Annotated in this window: 15 protein-coding genes; 13 read left to right on the plus strand and 2 right to left on the minus strand. The window is 51.8% G+C overall.

What is annotated here, in order from left to right; translation table 11 throughout:
- Positions 1-83: 83 nt before the first annotated feature.
- Positions 84-428: a hypothetical protein gene (locus EDM59_RS24475; RefSeq protein ID WP_122926003.1), complete on the plus strand. Its 345-nt coding sequence runs from the start codon at positions 84-86 to the stop codon at positions 426-428.
- A gap of 135 nt (positions 429-563) precedes the next feature.
- Here EDM59_RS24475 and EDM59_RS24480 read toward each other — a convergent pair whose 3' ends face one another.
- Positions 564-1985 (minus strand): L,D-transpeptidase, encoded by a 1422-nt coding sequence (locus tag EDM59_RS24480; protein ID WP_122926004.1) that lies wholly within the window; start codon positions 1983-1985, stop codon positions 564-566.
- A 62-nt stretch (positions 1986-2047) separates the two neighbouring features.
- Here EDM59_RS24480 and EDM59_RS24485 point away from each other — a divergent pair, with 62 nt between their 5' ends.
- The 8 genes from EDM59_RS24485 (at position 2048) to EDM59_RS24520 (ending at position 10519) form a co-directional block, all read left to right on the plus strand.
- Positions 2048-2764 (plus strand): AAA family ATPase, encoded by a 717-nt coding sequence (locus EDM59_RS24485; RefSeq protein WP_122926247.1) that lies wholly within the window; start codon positions 2048-2050, stop codon positions 2762-2764.
- Between the two features lie 134 nt (positions 2765-2898).
- Positions 2899-3447 (plus strand): RNA polymerase sigma factor SigX, encoded by a 549-nt coding sequence (locus EDM59_RS24490; protein WP_425456028.1) that lies wholly within the window; start codon positions 2899-2901, stop codon positions 3445-3447.
- The gene (locus EDM59_RS24495; RefSeq protein WP_122926005.1) at positions 3444-4607 is read left to right on the plus strand and encodes a DUF4367 domain-containing protein; all 1164 of its coding nucleotides are present in this window, start codon (positions 3444-3446) and stop codon (positions 4605-4607) included. The genes EDM59_RS24490 and EDM59_RS24495 overlap by 4 nt, the downstream gene beginning before the upstream one ends.
- 90 nt (positions 4608-4697) lie before the next feature.
- Positions 4698-5660 carry an ABC transporter ATP-binding protein gene (locus EDM59_RS24500; protein WP_122926006.1) on the plus strand — a complete coding sequence of 321 codons (963 nt, stop codon included), beginning with the start codon at positions 4698-4700 and terminating at the stop codon, positions 5658-5660.
- A complete protein-coding gene (locus tag EDM59_RS24505; protein ID WP_122926249.1) occupies positions 5632-6495 on the plus strand; it encodes an ABC transporter permease in 864 nt (287 codons plus the stop codon). The genes EDM59_RS24500 and EDM59_RS24505 overlap by 29 nt, the downstream gene beginning before the upstream one ends.
- Before the next feature lie 263 nt (positions 6496-6758).
- Positions 6759-8063 carry a CitMHS family transporter gene (locus EDM59_RS24510; RefSeq protein WP_122926250.1) on the plus strand — a complete coding sequence of 435 codons (1305 nt, stop codon included), beginning with the start codon at positions 6759-6761 and terminating at the stop codon, positions 8061-8063.
- A 118-nt stretch (positions 8064-8181) separates the two neighbouring features.
- Positions 8182-9768: an ATP-binding protein gene (locus EDM59_RS24515; RefSeq protein WP_246011227.1), complete on the plus strand. Its 1587-nt coding sequence runs from the start codon at positions 8182-8184 to the stop codon at positions 9766-9768.
- Positions 9769-9790: 22 nt separating this feature from the next.
- Positions 9791-10519 carry a response regulator gene (locus EDM59_RS24520; RefSeq protein WP_122926007.1) on the plus strand — a complete coding sequence of 243 codons (729 nt, stop codon included), beginning with the start codon at positions 9791-9793 and terminating at the stop codon, positions 10517-10519.
- A gap of 58 nt (positions 10520-10577) precedes the next feature.
- Here the strand turns inward: EDM59_RS24520 and trmB are convergent, their stop codons facing one another.
- On the minus strand, positions 10578-11222 hold the full coding sequence (gene trmB, locus EDM59_RS24525; protein ID WP_122926008.1) for a tRNA (guanosine(46)-N7)-methyltransferase TrmB: 645 nt from the start codon (positions 11220-11222) through the stop codon (positions 10578-10580).
- A 513-nt stretch (positions 11223-11735) separates the two neighbouring features.
- Between trmB and EDM59_RS24530 the strand changes: the two genes are divergently transcribed.
- The 4 genes from EDM59_RS24530 (at position 11736) to EDM59_RS24545 (ending at position 15405) form a co-directional block, all read left to right on the plus strand.
- Positions 11736-12248 carry a C40 family peptidase gene (locus EDM59_RS24530; protein WP_183193029.1) on the plus strand — a complete coding sequence of 171 codons (513 nt, stop codon included), beginning with the start codon at positions 11736-11738 and terminating at the stop codon, positions 12246-12248.
- Positions 12249-12472: 224 nt separating this feature from the next.
- The gene (locus EDM59_RS24535; protein WP_122926010.1) at positions 12473-13276 is read left to right on the plus strand and encodes a TrmB family transcriptional regulator; all 804 of its coding nucleotides are present in this window, start codon (positions 12473-12475) and stop codon (positions 13274-13276) included.
- A 206-nt stretch (positions 13277-13482) separates the two neighbouring features.
- Positions 13483-14616, plus strand: a complete 1134-nt coding sequence (locus EDM59_RS24540) for an MFS transporter (protein ID WP_425456033.1) — start codon at positions 13483-13485, stop codon at positions 14614-14616.
- 15 nt (positions 14617-14631) lie between these two features.
- On the plus strand, positions 14632-15405 hold the full coding sequence (locus EDM59_RS24545; RefSeq protein WP_122926012.1) for a cyclase family protein: 774 nt from the start codon (positions 14632-14634) through the stop codon (positions 15403-15405).
- Positions 15406-15407 lie beyond the last annotated feature (2 nt).

The following is a 15407-nucleotide window of genomic DNA, read 5'->3' on the forward strand; positions in this document are numbered from 1 at the left end:
ACAACTCGAACAGTTTCACCTATTTGCACATCTTCTTTTGCGTGGTACAATACCTATAAATCGGGAGACAGGGGGGACAGTCCATGTCTGACTACGCACAAAAGGATTTACCCACATTTTTTATGGATCAATTGCGCCAAACCAAAGTGAATTTTGAGCGAGCTCTCGACTGTAAACACACCGATTTTGATGATCTCTACCCATACATGAACGAACAGCCACAGTTTTTCTGGTACAAACGATACGTCGCTTGGTCCGAACTGTTGACCGTCGTAAGGCTGGCTGAGGAATTGGAAATCGAGTGGACCGCTGATTTTACCGAGCAGCAAGTCGAATTCATTAAAGGCAAGGTGCTACAGGGAAAAGTGCTCGATCACTGGAATCCGGAAGAACAGGAAGAAAAGATAAGCCAATTGGAAGAAAAATAAATCCAATGTAAAAAGCGCGTTCCCTCTTGGGAGCGCGCTTTGCTGTTTTTGTACCGCTATGGGGGAGGCTTCTTCATTTTGGGAAGTAACGGATTGGCAGCTTATTCGTCTTTTCTAATAAGCCCGGAATTGAAATTAATGGAGCCAGCGATAGACGATTTGCGGCGTCTCTTCCTGGGGCCTTGCCTCCAGTACAAAGGGGGCGGGGTTGCTCCAGAGCAAAGCGGGTGCAGGAGCGTCTGAGGCGATGACCTCTGTACCGATGGAAACAAAGGAGTACAGCTCCTCGACAGCCGCATTGTACATGCGGATGCAGCCGAGAGAGACGGAGCTGCCGATGCTCTCCGGATGGTTGGTTCCGTGGATCGCATAGCCGCTGCTTTGAAATACCATGCCTCTCGTGCCATAGATGTTGTCATGACCGCGTGGGTGGTTAATCTTTTGCAGAATGGTATAGTAGCCTTCTGGAGTCGAACCGTTTTTTCCGATGCCGACTGGATAGCTGCGAACGATCTGCGAGCCGCTCATGAGGCGCATCGTATGCGTCGATTCCGATAGCCAGATTTGCAAAGGCTCCATCGGGACGAGGGGCTCGGGATAGCCCGCCATCGGCACGACTTCACGAATGCTCGCCCAGGCCGCTTCCGGTCGAAATAGATCGGGTCGGTACAAGTAGCTCTTCATGCCCAAAGCTGCGGGTGGTGCGGGAATCTGAGGCAAGTAGTTGCCTGGATAGGCGCCAGCCAGATGGCTGAGATTTACAGGAAGCTGTCCTTTTTGTTGATAATAACGGTACAAGGCGTTTCGTAGTGTCAGGATGTGCTCGGTCACCCGCTGTTCCTCGGCTAAAGCGATTCGTGCCGGCTGGAGCAAGGGATCCTGCTCATACGCTCCCGGACGAGGAAACCATTTCTGGCTTAGAATCGTACGATTGACTGGGTGGTAACGAATGATGCCGAGAACGCTGCGAGGCTGGTAGTAAAGCAAAGGCGTATAGAGCGGCGCGCCAGCCACTTCTGGTACGACAATAACCGAGTACGGCTGCGTGAGAGAAGGACGGCGATTTTCTACATACTGGCGCACCTGCTTCTCCAGTTGAGTTGAATCTAGATGGGCAGGAACCGCGATGACCTCGACATGCGGTCTGCTGGCCGCGACAGGCGGTGAAACCTGTGCCGCTGTACTCGTTGTACTCTTGGCGGGTTCAGTCAGTGGTCCGGGAGATATGGCGAGCAGAGAGTAGAGAAAGAGGAGGGAAGCAAGCACGCGCCGTATCCGTTTGCGTGAATCCTCTTCCCTTCGTTTCCGAATCAAAGCCTGATAAGCTTCTCTTGCTTCGTTGTAGTACGCGCCAGGCTTTGCGTGCAGAGCTTGTCTCAGGGCAGCCAGAGCAACCTCAGGCTCGCCCCGCGCTTCTCTTTCTCGCCCGAGGTGATACCAGCCAATGGCTTCGTCAGGGTGCTGCTCGGTATACCAGCGATAAAAAGACAGATCACTCTGATCTGGATATTTCATATGAAACGTGCTTTTTTCTTGCAGAAAGGAAACTTTGTCCACAGAACTCCCCCCTCTTAGGAGTATCGGACAGAGAGACAAAAATGGTGAGCATGGAGGAAAAGATGATTTATTTACGAACGATCCGCCTGTTGCGTGAACAATTTCCCCAAACCGGCCGATATCCGTTTACACTGCCTTCCATCCGTCAGCTGGACGCGCTGGAACTCACCAGCAGCGTCACGTTCTTTGTGGGGGAGAACGGCTCGGGTAAGTCTACCCTTCTGGAGGCTGTGGCGTACCAATGCGGTTTCCATACGGCAGGAGGCTCCCGCAACAACACTTATGACGTAGATCGAGCAGAAGCCAGTCTGGGGGATTACATCCGGCTATCCTGGATGCCCAAGCAGACCAATGGTTTTTTCCTGCGTGCAGAGAGCTTTTACCAGTTTGCCAGCCATATTGATCAGCTGGAGCGGGAGCGTCCTACCGGATATGCCGCCTATGGGGGACGTTCGCTTCACGATCAGTCGCACGGGGAATCATTCTTGTCCTTGTTTGTCCATCGCTTTTCTGGCAAAGGCATCTATCTGCTCGACGAGCCCGAGGCAGCCTTGTCGCCGATGCGTCAGCTGGCGTTTCTGTACGTCATGAAAGACTTGGTGGCAGAGGGCGCACAGTTTTTGATCGCGACTCATTCACCGATCCTGATGGGATACCCAGGCGCTGCTATCCTGAACTTTGATAGCTCTCCGGTAGAGGAGATTCAGTATGAAGATACGGAGCACTATCAGCTGACCCGGCGTTTTCTGGAGAATCGGGATCGTTACTGGATAGAATAAAAAATAGTTTTTCTTTCCTGTCACAAAACTCGTTTCGGCGGTTTCTATTAGATGAACGAACCGAAAGGACCCGGGAGCACCCGGATGCAGCTCTTACTGAAATAAGGAGAAGCTGCCAGGATGGAGGGGAAACAGTGGAGGTGCAAGCAAAACTGGCGATGAATTCCATACTTGTCCAGGATGACACGGATTCCTTTCGCGACTTGTTTACAGCGTACTACCCCTTCGTAGTGAGACAAATCATGCGGATCGTCAAAGAACAGCAGACGGCTGAGGATATCGCTCAGGACGTGTTTCTATCCTTTTACCATACGGATCGTACCGCAATCGAAAATATTCCGGCATGGCTATCTCGTGCCTCGATTTACGCCGCATACAATCATTTGCGTTCGGAAAAACGCAGGCAAAATCGCCAAGAGAAGGATGCAGCCGACAAGGAAATGGTCATCCCCTCCTCGGAGGATACATGGCTGGAAAAGGAAGCGATTGAGGGCGTTCGGGAAGTGCTTGCCAAGCTGGATGAACGTGAGCGTACGTTGCTCGTTATGAAGTATTCCGGCTTTCCGTATGCAGAGCTGGCAAAAGCGACAGGGACAGAAGTAGGGTCTGTCGGAACACTGCTATCACGTGCGAAGAGCAAGTTTCGCAAATTGTACGATTCGCTAAGGGGGGAAGAAGGGTGAAATGTGCCGACGAAGGCTTGATACAAGCCTATCTGGACGGGGAGTGCAGCGATGAGAACAGCGAGTGGCTCAGCCTGCATGTCCAGCATTGCGAGGAATGCAGCCGGATGATGGATGAACTGTCAGCGCTGGATACCTGGACCGGGCAGACAATGGAGCAGGAGCTCTTTCGTCCGATTGACAAGATCAAGGTAGACACCGAGGCTGCCTGGCAGCGCTTTTCCACCAAGCTGGATCATCTGGATAGCAAGACTCAGACGCAACTGGCTTCGCAAAAGCAGGTAGGAAAAAGGAGATGGAAAGACATGAATAAAAAGACGAAAAAATGGGTGACGGGAGCTTCGGCGGCAGCGGTACTGGCTGTGTCGCTCTCCTTCCCGCAAGTGCAGGCAGCCGCTAGCGATTTCCTTTCGATTTTCCGGATGGATAAAGTAGAATTCGTCAAGGTCACCCCAAGGGACATGGAGGACATCGAGGCATGGCTGTCCAATGGGCAGGCGGGCGAGAAGGAATTGAAAGGAATCGGTAAGCTTTCCATTAAAGAGTCGAATCAAAAAGACACTAAAAACCGTTACTACAACAGTCGGGAAGCAGCTGAAAAAGCTGGCGTGAAGCTGCCGAGCCTGCCCGAGGGACTGGATGTGGAGAGCGTAGATATCAATCCGGCTTTTACCCTGCGAATTGAAATCAATGCGGAAAAAGCAAACAAACTGCTGGCACAGCTGCAAGTGGAACAACGCTTCGATGAAAAACTGAGCGGGAAGCAGTTTGAACTCGCTGTACCGAAGTCCCAATCGATCTGGCTGCGTCAAGGCGAGCAATCACTGAACTATACCGTCGTGGATGCCCCCGAGCTGAAAGCACCGGAAGGAGTCGATCTTGAGCAGCTGCGCGATACGATGCTCTCGCTGCCGTTCATCCCGGACAATGTGAAGAAGCAAATGCTCAACATCAAGGATTGGCAGCACACCTTGCCGATGCCGTACTTGGCGGATAAAGACAGCAAGATGAAAGAAGTGAAAGTGCATGGCGCGGATGCCATTCTCCTGACGTCCGACAACCGCAGCCAGTTGATCTGGCAGCAGGATGGGCACATCCACATGCTCGAAGGTTATGATCTTAGCGGTGATGCGATGATGAAAATCGCAAAGAATATGTAAAAATAAAGAGTAGCAGGCAGGCAGAGCTCCCTTTTTGGGGTGGCTCTGCTTTATACCGTTTTCGGGAGAGGAAAGGAGGCCTGTCGGGCGATGACTGATTACGTCATTGAGACTTGGGATTTGACCAAGCAATACAACGGCAAGGCGGGTTGTAAAAACATTACGCTGCAAGTGCCGCGTGGGTCGGTGTTCGGTTTTTTGGGACAGAACGGTGCGGGCAAAAGTACGTTTGTCCGTACGATGCTCGGACTTCTGCACCCAACAGGCGGAAAGGCGCAAATGCTCGGGTATCCGATCGGAAGCGTGGAAGCGCGGAAAAAGGTCGGGTATTTGCCAGAGCTGTTTCGCTATCCAGACTGGCTGACGGGAACGCAGCTGCTGGAGCATCATGCAGAGCTGGTCGGTTTGCCGCGGAGTGAACGCAAAAGCGTGATTTCAAATGTCGTGGCTCGGGTAGGAATGGCGGGAAGAGAAAAGGAAAGAATTCGCGGGTTCTCCAAAGGCATGCAGCAGCGCATCGGGCTGGCATGCGCGCTGCTGTCTGACCCTGAGCTCATTTTTCTGGACGAGCCGACTTCTGCTCTGGACCCGATCGGTCGAAAAGAAGTACGGGAATTGATCGCAGAGCTGAGAGACCAGGGAAAGACGATCTTTCTCAACAGCCACTTATTGAGCGAGATGGAATCCGTTTGTGATTATGTCGGGATCATTCACCGAAGCGAGCTGGTCGTACACGGGGAATGGCGCAAGCTGCGTGAGGTAGCCGAGCAGGTCGAGCTAACGGTGGATGCTGAGAACCAAAAGCTTTTGGAGCAGCTTCCGCCATATGTGCTGGGTAAGGAATTCATGCATAATGATGGTGAGCAGCAGCGATGGCTGATCACGCTGGATCAGAACAAAAGAGTGCCGGAGCTGCTGGGAGCCTTGATCACGCAAGGCGCTGCGGTGCACGAGGTCGTGCGGAAGCAGCAGTCACTGGAGGAAGTATTCTTGTACTGGGTACAGAAAAAGGAGGGGGAAGCACATGTGGCCCATCATGAAAATCACGTATAGGGAGATGATCTCCAAGCGTATTTTTACGATTACCCTTCTGATGTCTCTGGCCTTCCTCGTGCTGTATGGGGTTGCGACCTGGTACGCATCAAAAGAAATAGCAGAGGAGATGGGCAATGCCGCAGACCTGCTTATGGAGACAGGCTTTTTCTCCACGCAGCTGCTGGGGATGGGCCTGTACTTCGGGTCTTTTATCACGGCGCTGCTCGCGATTCTCAGCAGTGTCGGCAGCATCGCTTCTGAGGTGGAGAGCCACCAGATTGATACATGGCTGGCGAGAGCGCTGCCGCGCCGCAAGTACTTGCTCGGGAAGTTTGGCGGACTTGCGAGCATGCTCGTTTTGTACGCGCTGCTGATGTTTTTGGGGTTGCTTTCCATCAATCAGTTCGTTGGCGGTGGCGTGCTGGCTGTGCAAGTGAGTCTGGGGCAAGCCCTGACATCACTCGGTTTTTTCCTCCTGATGCCGATTATTCTGGTCTGTGTTTCCCTTCTGCTCAGCAGTATCACGACCACGGTAACAGGCGGGATCATTCTGATCATCCTGTATGGAATCAGCTTTATTGGCGGGTTTATTGAGCAGCTGGGCTCGATGATCCAGCAGAGTTCCCTCATTAATATAGGAATCGTTTCGAGCCTGCTGTTTCCCACCGACTCGCTGTTTCGCAAGTCGACGATTGCCTTGTTTGACACGGCAGACGATCCGATCTCCTTTGCTTCCCAAGGCTTGTTCGGGACTGCTTCAGCCCCAAGTGATGCGATGCTGATCTATACCATTCTCTATGGGGCGGGGGCGCTGTGGCTTGCCGTTCGGCTGTTTGGAAAAAGGGATGTATAAAAAGAAAACCGAGAACAGCGTCATGACTGCCGTTCTCGTTCCTTGAGAAGCTGGATCAACGGGTCCAGCTTTTCGTTTTTTTGTCGGTCCACGAACCCGTAATTTTTATGAAGTTAATAGCGAAAATACGGCTAATGTCGTTTATTGCCGTTTTCTATTCCGGTTGACTGAACATTGTTATAATGACAGCACATTGATGAAAGCGCATTCGCATGGAAAGCGCATCCGTTTTGAAAGCGTATTCTTCCAAGGGGGAACTGATCATGCTGTCATGGCTTGGCTTTTTGATGATTGCTGTTTTTATGTACCTGATTATGTCCAAACGAATATCCGCACTCGTTGCTCTCATTGTCGTACCGGTTATCTTTGCGTTCATTGGAGGTTTTGGAGCGGGCATCGGTGATATGATGCTGACAGGCATTAAACAGATTGCGCCGACGGGCATCATGCTGCTGTTTGCGATCCTATACTTTGGCGTTATGATGGATGCGGGTTTGTTTGAACCGTTGATTGCTAAAATATTAAAAATCGTCAAGGGTGATCCGCTGAAGGTAATCGTGGGAACGGCAATCCTGTCGGCCCTGGTCGCTTTGGATGGAGATGGCACGACGACCTATATGATTACGGTATCCGCGATGCTGCCGCTGTATCAGCGACTGGGGATCAAGCCGATGATTTTGGCGGCGGTACCGATGCTTTCTTTGGGTGTCATGAACATGGCGCCATGGGGTGGTCCTACTGCCCGCGCGATGAGCGTTCTGAATTTCGATGCCTCGCAGCTGTTTACACCTGTCATTCCCGCGATGATTGGCGGGATGGCCTGGGTGATTGTGGTCGCCTGTATTTTGGGCAAACGGGAGAGAAAACGCCTGGGGATTATCGATTTGAGCCAGGATCATGCGAACGGACTGGCGGCTGGAGAAATGGCAGCTGCGTCTGCTGATCCGCTGAAACGTCCGCGCTTGATTTGGTTCAATCTGCTTCTCACAGTTGTCTTGATGGTTTGCCTGATTATGAGCATCCTGCCATTGCCGATTTTGTTCATGCTGGCTTTTGCGATCGCTCTGCTGATTAATTACCCGAACATGGAGCAGCAAAAGGAACGAATCTCCGCCCATGCGGGGAATGCGCTGGCGACTGTATCGATGGTGTTTGCCGCAGGGATTTTTACCGGAATTTTGACGGAAACCAAGATGATTGATGCGATGGCGAGTACGATTGTCTCGTTGATTCCAGATGCGCTCGGCTCTCACATGCCTGTTCTTGTAGGGTTGACGAGCATGCCTTTCACGTACTTCATGTCCAATGACGCGTACTACTTTGGTGTCGTACCGATTTTGGCGAATGCAGCAGCCTCTTACGGAGTAGACCCGGTGGAAATTGGACGGGCATCGATTCTGGGACAGCCGCTGCACGTGCTCAGCCCTTTGTTTGCCGCACAATACTTGCTGATTGGAATGGTTGGTGTCGATTACGGCGAGGCACAGCGCTTCATTTTAAAATGGGCATTTGGTACCTCCATCGTCATGATCGTCATTGCCATTTTGACTGGTGTGATCTCGCTGTAAGGGGAAGCGCACTTTACCGTTTTCGAAAAGGGGCCGTCGATGGCCTCTTTTTGTTGAAGCTGCGCAAGTGGAAAATTCCGCTCATGCTTGGCTACAATGGGGAAGAGGGGGGAAGGACGTGCGGTTTCACACCAAGCTCTTGATCATGATCGGGTCGCTCCTGATAGGTGTGATCGTTTTGCTCGGAATCTCATTTGAACAGATGCTGGACGGTGCTCTTCGCAAGGAAATCGGAACGAGGGCACTCAATACGGCGAAAACAATAGCGCGGATGCCGGAGATTATCGATGCATTTTCGCAGCCGGACCCCGCACATACGATCAATCCTCTGGTGGAAACGATTCGGGTGGACACGCGTGCCGCTTTTATCACGGTCGGCAATCGGCAAGGCATCCGTTACTCTCATCCAGATCCCGAGCAAATCGGGAAGCCGATGGTCGGTGGTGACAATGAAACTGTCTTCGCGGGTCACTCGATCATCTCCGAGACAGTCGGTTCCCTGGGACCTGGCCTTCGCGGCAAAACCCCGATCCGGGATCGTGCAGGACATGTGATTGGGGTCGTTTCCGTCGGTTTTTTGCTTGAGGATATTCAAGAGACGATCGAGCTGTATCGGGATCGTATTGTCGTGATCGGTGCTGTGATCCTGCTTTTGGGCATCATGGGGACGCTCTGGATTGCGCGAAAGGTCAAGGAGTCCATTTTCGGTCTGGAGCCCGAGCAGATAGGACGGATGTACCAAGAGAATCAAGCTGTGCTGGAATCCATACGGGAAGGAATCGTCGCAGTGAATACGGAGGGGGCAGTCACGCTGGCAAATCAGACGGCGATGAATCTGATCGGGCCATCAGAGCGGCTGGATCTGATGGAGGATGAACAAAAGGAATGGCTGCGTTCCCTGCGACTTGTGGAAGTCATGCAAACGGGAGTGGCCGAATTCGATCAGGAGACATTTGTGAGCGGCAAGGCTGTAGTGGTCAACCGCGTCCCCATTTTGGACAAAGAGCGAAAGGTGACGGGAGCCGTAGCGAGCTTTCGGGATCGATCGGAGCTGTTCCGGGTGACGCAGGAGCTTTCGCGGGTAAAGGAATACGCGGAGGCGCTTCGTTCCCAGACCCATGAATATTCCAACAAGCTGCATTTGATTTCTGCCCTGATCCAGCTGGAATCGTATCAGGAAGCGGTCGATTTTATTTCCGCCGAGGTTGATGTGCACGTCAGCAACACCCAAATGATCATGCGCCGCATTCCCGATCCGCTCATCGGGGGATTGCTGCTCGGAAAAGTGAATCAGGCAAATGAACGGAAAATTGCGCTGACGATTGACCCGGACAGTCACATTCGCGAGATTCCGGCAGCTATTGACCGCTCGCTCTTGATTGTCATACTGGGCAATCTCATCGACAATGCGATGGAAGCCGTTTGTGCAAACGGTGCTTACGCCAAAGAAGTCTCGGTGTACTTGGGAGAAATGGATGAGCTTTTGCTCGTGGAAATAGAAGATCGGGGGCCGGGGATACCAGAAGCGTACGCCAGCAAAGTATTTGAACGGGGCTTTTCCACCAAGCAGCTGCAGGATCACGGCTATGGACTGCATTTGGCAAAAGAGGCCGTAGAACAGCTGGACGGAACGATTTCACATGCAGGCAACCCACAAGGGGGCACCATCTTTACCGTCACGATTCCACTTGAAGTCGGCCGGTGAACGCAAGGGAGGAGAGAGGAAGATGAACCAGCACATCAGCGATGAGGAGACTCCCATCCGCGTGCTTATTATAGAAGATGATTTGCGAATTGCCGAGGTGAACCGGCGCTTTGTAGAAAAGGTGGGCGGCTTTGAGGTTGTGGGCATCGCGGCCGATCGAGGGGAGGCAGTCGATCAGCTCGAGCTGCTGCAGCCTGAGCTGGTTCTGTTGGATGTGTATTTTCCCGATATGAACGGACTCGAATTTCTTTCTTTTATCAAAGAACAGCATCCGGACAGCGATGTCATCATGCTGACTGCCGCCAAGGAAGTGGATGCCGTCGTGGATGCGATCCGTTACGGTGTCTTTGATTTCATCACGAAGCCGCTGATCATCTCCAGACTTCAGCAAACGCTGCGCAGCTATCAGGAATTCCGCAAGAAGATCCGTACTTTGAAAAAAGAAGGGGCCGCGATCAATCAGCAGGAAATTGACCAGCTGATTCACGGTTCGGGGATGAAGTCGTCCAAAGAGAGCAAACCTGTGAAAGGCATCGACAGAATTACGCTGGAGAAGATCACCACGTACTTGATGCAGACCGAAGAAGCGACAACCGATCAGGTCAGCAAGGAAACGGGCATCAGCCGCTCGACTGCGCGGCGCTATTTGGAGTATCTGGTGGCGATGGGAGAGGCAAGCGCGGATTTGTCCTATGGCGTCGTCGGAAGACCGGAGCGAGTATACCGGCGGGGAACCAAAGAAAAAGGATAACGACACGAATAAAGAAAGGAAGTCCAGCGTTTTTGGCCGGACTTCCTTTTTGGCGTGGTTAGGAAAAGCTGCAATGCGCCTCTACCCGATAAATTCGCTGACCGCGAGAGGAAAAGCGCTGCTCGTATTCCGTCATGACATTGTCCTCGGCGAGCTTGGATTGATGCAGATCAAACGTGATGTTGTGCATCTGGAAGCGCTCGAGGGCAAATTGATTGAGGGAAAACTCGAAAAGCTTTTCATTGTCAGTCTTCATATGAATCTCGCCATCATTCTTCAGTACCTGACGATAGGTTTGCAGGAAGCTCGCGTACGTGAGACGGCGTTTGGCGTGGCGAGTTTTCGGCCAAGGGTCGCTGAAATTCAGGTACAGGCGGGAAAGCTCCTGATCGGCAAACAGATCGGTCAACACGGCAGCGTTGAATTGGACGAATGCCAGATTGGGGATTTCACGGTATTCCGTGCGCTGTACAGCTCGCAGAACCACTTCTGCTTTCAGCTCCACCGCAATGAAATTCACATCAGGGTGGCGTTCTGCCAGTGTATTAATGAAGCGTCCCTTTCCACAGCCGATTTCGACATGGATAGGATTGTTGTTTCCGAAGCGTTCGTTCCAGCGGCCTTTGAAGGATACAGGGTTGTCCACGAACGTCGGATATTCACGCAGGGCCGATTCGGCACCTGGTATGTTGCGCAGTCGCATATGTGCCTCCTTAAGAAAGAACTCCTATCTACTTTACGATGAGACTTCCCCGGTTGCAAGCATGAGAGCAAAGGTGATCGTCGAGATTCCAGATAGGAGGCAGCCTTTTTTCATACCCATAGGGATTTTTTAGAAGGGGAACTAGGACATAAGTCACATGTAATGCGGATGTGTCTACAAAACAGAAGGATAAAATTGGGGGATTTGTGAGGAACATCTTGGTAATAAAATTAACTGAAAATTTGAGGAATGCCTGTTAAATCGGGCTTGAAGCCGTCAAGTAGCAATGATAACCAGAAGTGGTTAGAAGAATTGGTAATAATTTGGGAATTTAATAGAGTCAGAACCAATGGTAAAGTAGAGAACAAGTGAGAGGTCAGCCAAACTTTGCATAAAAAAGCTTCTTGTCGAAGTCATTTGGTAGAAGCAAAGGGTTCGTTTAGAAGTTTTTATGCGTAACGGAACGGAACGGGAAAGAGCCGTTTCTACATTCCTACACGATCAAAAGGGAGGATGAACAACATGAGAAAATTACATAAAGGGATCATCGGAGTGGTGATGGGTTTGACTTTGGGCCTCACCGCTATCGTAGCTCCTCTTCCTGGCGAACAAAATGTGGCTCATGCGGCTTGGACACAAGCCAAAGCTGATAAAGTCATCAACACTGGGAAAAAATACTTAGGAAGACCTTATAAATTTGGAGCCAAAAGCAGCACCACTGCTGTATTTGACTGCTCTTCCTTTACGCAGCGTGTATTCAAGGTTGCTGTAGGGAAGTCGCTGCCGCGTACATCCCGCGACCAAGCGAAAAAAGGGACAAGCGTATCCAAAAGCAACCTGAAAAAGGGCGATCTTGTCTTTTTCAAGGCGAGCACGACTACTACGAACAAGCGCATTACACACGTGGCGATCTATGCGGGTAACAACAAGCTGCTGCACACGTATGGAAAACCAGGGGTGACGTTCACGAACTTCAAAGGAACGTCTTGGGAGAAGCGCTTTGTCTCTGCACGCCGTGTGCTGTAACTAACTCATCTGGCTCTCTACTTACTAATACGTCTTATGTATTGCAAGAGTTGCGAAAGAATCTTATGTAAATCCTGACAGTCCTTTAAACTGACAGGATGGACTGGGCGAGAGCTCCTTTGTCTGCTATGGACGAGGAGCTCTTTTTTTCGTACCCGAAAAATCGGATGGATGACTTGACCGATATACTACCTAGGTAGTATATTATTTTCGAGGTGAAAATTTTGAAAATTCAACCAATGATTGACGGATTAAAGGAGCTTGGATTTACCGAGTACGAGGCAAGAATTTATTTAGCCCTGCTGCGTTCCCATCCTTCCAACGGAAATACGATCGCGACCGTATCCGGTGTGCCAACCCCAAAGGTATATGAGACTGTGCGAAAAATGCAGGAGCGGGAGGTAGTATTCGCTGTAGCTGGTGGGGATAAGGGCACGCAGATCCGCTATAGCCCTTTGCCTTATGACGAGCTGCTGGCTCGAAGCAAAAAGGCGTTCCTAGGGAATGTGAACTTCCTGCAGGAGGCGCTTACGGATATCGCGGAGATGAGTGACACGAACTGGACAGAGCTCTTTGTTATCCACGGATACGCTGCCGGGATGGAGGCGATCCGTTCGGCTTTGGCAGAAGCCAAATCAGAAATCTTCATGAGCCTGTGGAGCCAGGAGCTCGATGCTCTGCAGGAGGTGCTGATGGAGGCGCACCAGCGAGGTGTCTCGATCGTTACGCTGATTTTTGACAAAATCGTTCAGGTGCCGTGGCGAAGCTTTACCCATCATCATTCCGATTTGATTGGGCTGCGCCATGCAGGAGAGCTGAATCTGGTGCTGGACAAGGAAAAGACGATCATCTTTCAGGCGATGGACGAGCGCCCGCATGCAGTCGTCTCCAGGCATCCTGTCACGATCAAGACCACGTTAAACTACATACGTCACGATATTTACGTAAACCGGATTGTCGAGGAGTTCGGGGAGGTGATGGAGCAGCGTTACGGAGCTGGGCTGGATGGCCTCATCAACGATTTTTGACAGCAAGCTGTCCATTCATCCAGGCAGGGAAGAAACAACAATTTTGAAAGCGATTGCAGGGAGGGAATTGCATGTCCGATCAGGTTTTACGCAATGACACCCAGTCAGGAAAAAATGCCGTCAAATGGCATACGCTGTTTGGTTCGTTTTTCAGCTATACCTTGGATGCAATGGATTTCATGTTTCTGGCATTGGCATTGCCCGTCATTATCAAGGAATGGAACATGTCGCTTGGAGATGCAGGTCTTTTGGGAACGTCGACGCTGATCGGAGTAGGCTTAAGCAGCATCGTGCTCGGGTGGTTTTCAGACAACTACGGCCGAAGAAAGGCTCTGCTAATTAGTCTCGCCATTTTTGGAGTGTTTACGGTGGCAATCGCCGTGTCGCAGACCTGGGAGCAGTTCATGGTGCTGAGATTCCTGGCGGGCTTGGGGCTAGGGGGAGTATGGGGAATCGCCTCCGCGTATGTCAGCGAGACCTGGCAGGCAAAGCACCGAGCGAGAGCGACATCCTTTGTACTGAGCGCATGGCCGGTCGGTTACGGGCTGGCGGCGCTGCTGTCTTCGATTATTTTGCCGCAGTACGGCTGGAGAGCTTTGTTCACCTGCGGACTTGCGAGTCTTTTGGCCATGATCTATATCTACTTTTTCGTCCCGGAATCAAAAGTCTGGCAGGAAAACAAAAACAAACGCGAAATAGAAGCCGACCGTCCTGCGAAGGTATCCGTCAAAGAGCTGTTCTCGGCGGGACTCGCCAAGCGGACCATCCTGGCGACACTGGTCTCTTGCTGCACGCTGACGGCTTATTGGGGCATAAATACTTGGCTACCTACGTATTTAACCAAAGAGAGAGGGCTCTCCGTCGAGATGATGGGAATGTTTCTGATCGTGATCAACGTGGGGATGTTCATCGGCTATCAGCTCTTTGGGTATGCCGCAGACAAGCTGGGGCGCAAAAAAATATGCATCCTGTCCTTTTTCGGCGCGGCGATCATGATCCCGATCTATGTCTTCACCGATCATGTCACCGTCTTGTTCTGGATGGGTCCCTTACTGTTTTTATTTTTCTCTCAGGCTGGAGTCTTTGGCGCGTACTTCTCGGAGCTGTATCCCACGCATTTGCGCAGCATGGGGGCAGGCTTTTGCTTCAACGTAGGACGCGGCTTGTCCGCCTTTGCGCCGTTTTTGCTTGGGTCTATCGCCACGAAATACAGCCTGGGAACGGGATTTGCCCTATGTGCCATCACACTGATTATCGGAGCCGTGCTGACGCTGTTCCTGCCGGAGACGAGCAAGCAAGCAGGAGCTGCGGCAGCCCTGGAAAGCGAAGCGAGCGCGTAAAAGGAGGAAAAGAGAATGACTCGAAAAACACGAAGAATCATCGACCTGAGCGTCATGCTGGATCCGGTGGCCAAAGAGCCATCTCCGCCTGACATCCGCTATGGGGATCATGAGAGCGGTGCTGTACACGCTGCCCAGCTGTTTGGCCTTCAGCCATCTGATTTTCCAGAGAGCAAGGCCTGGGCCAATGAGACGGTCACGCTGACGACGCATACGGGGACACACGTAGATGCGCCTTGGCATTACTGGCCGACCTCGGAAGGCAAGCCGTCCAAAACGGTTGACCAGCTGCCGCTGGAATGGTTCTACTCCGATGGGGTCCTGCTCGATTTCAGCGACAAGCCCCAAGGCTATGAAATCACCGTGAGCGATATCCAGCAAAAGCTGGAGGAGATCCAGTACACCTTGAAGCCCTTTGACATTGTGCTGATTCGCTCAGACGCGGATAAGCGCTTTTACGAGGAGAACTATTTTCAGTCACATGCAGGCGTATCTGCAGAGGCGACGCACTGGCTGATCGACCAGGGAATCAAGGTCATGGGAACAGACGGCTGGGGCTGGGATATCCCGTTTTCGCTCCAGGCAGCCGACTACAAGCAAAACCCACGCGAAGGAGTGCTCTGGGCGGCACACTTTGTCGGGAAAGAAAAGGAATACTGCCAAATCGAAAAGCTGGCAAATCTGGATCAGCTGCCGAAGCCTTACGGGTTTACCGTAGCTGTCTTTCCCATCAAAGTAAAAGGGGCGAGTGCAGGCTGGGCGCGTCCGGTCGCGATTATCGAGGAGTAGCG

Source organism: Brevibacillus nitrificans, assembly GCF_003710965.1.
Classification (GTDB): Bacteria; Bacillota; Bacilli; order Brevibacillales; family Brevibacillaceae; genus Brevibacillus; species Brevibacillus centrosporus.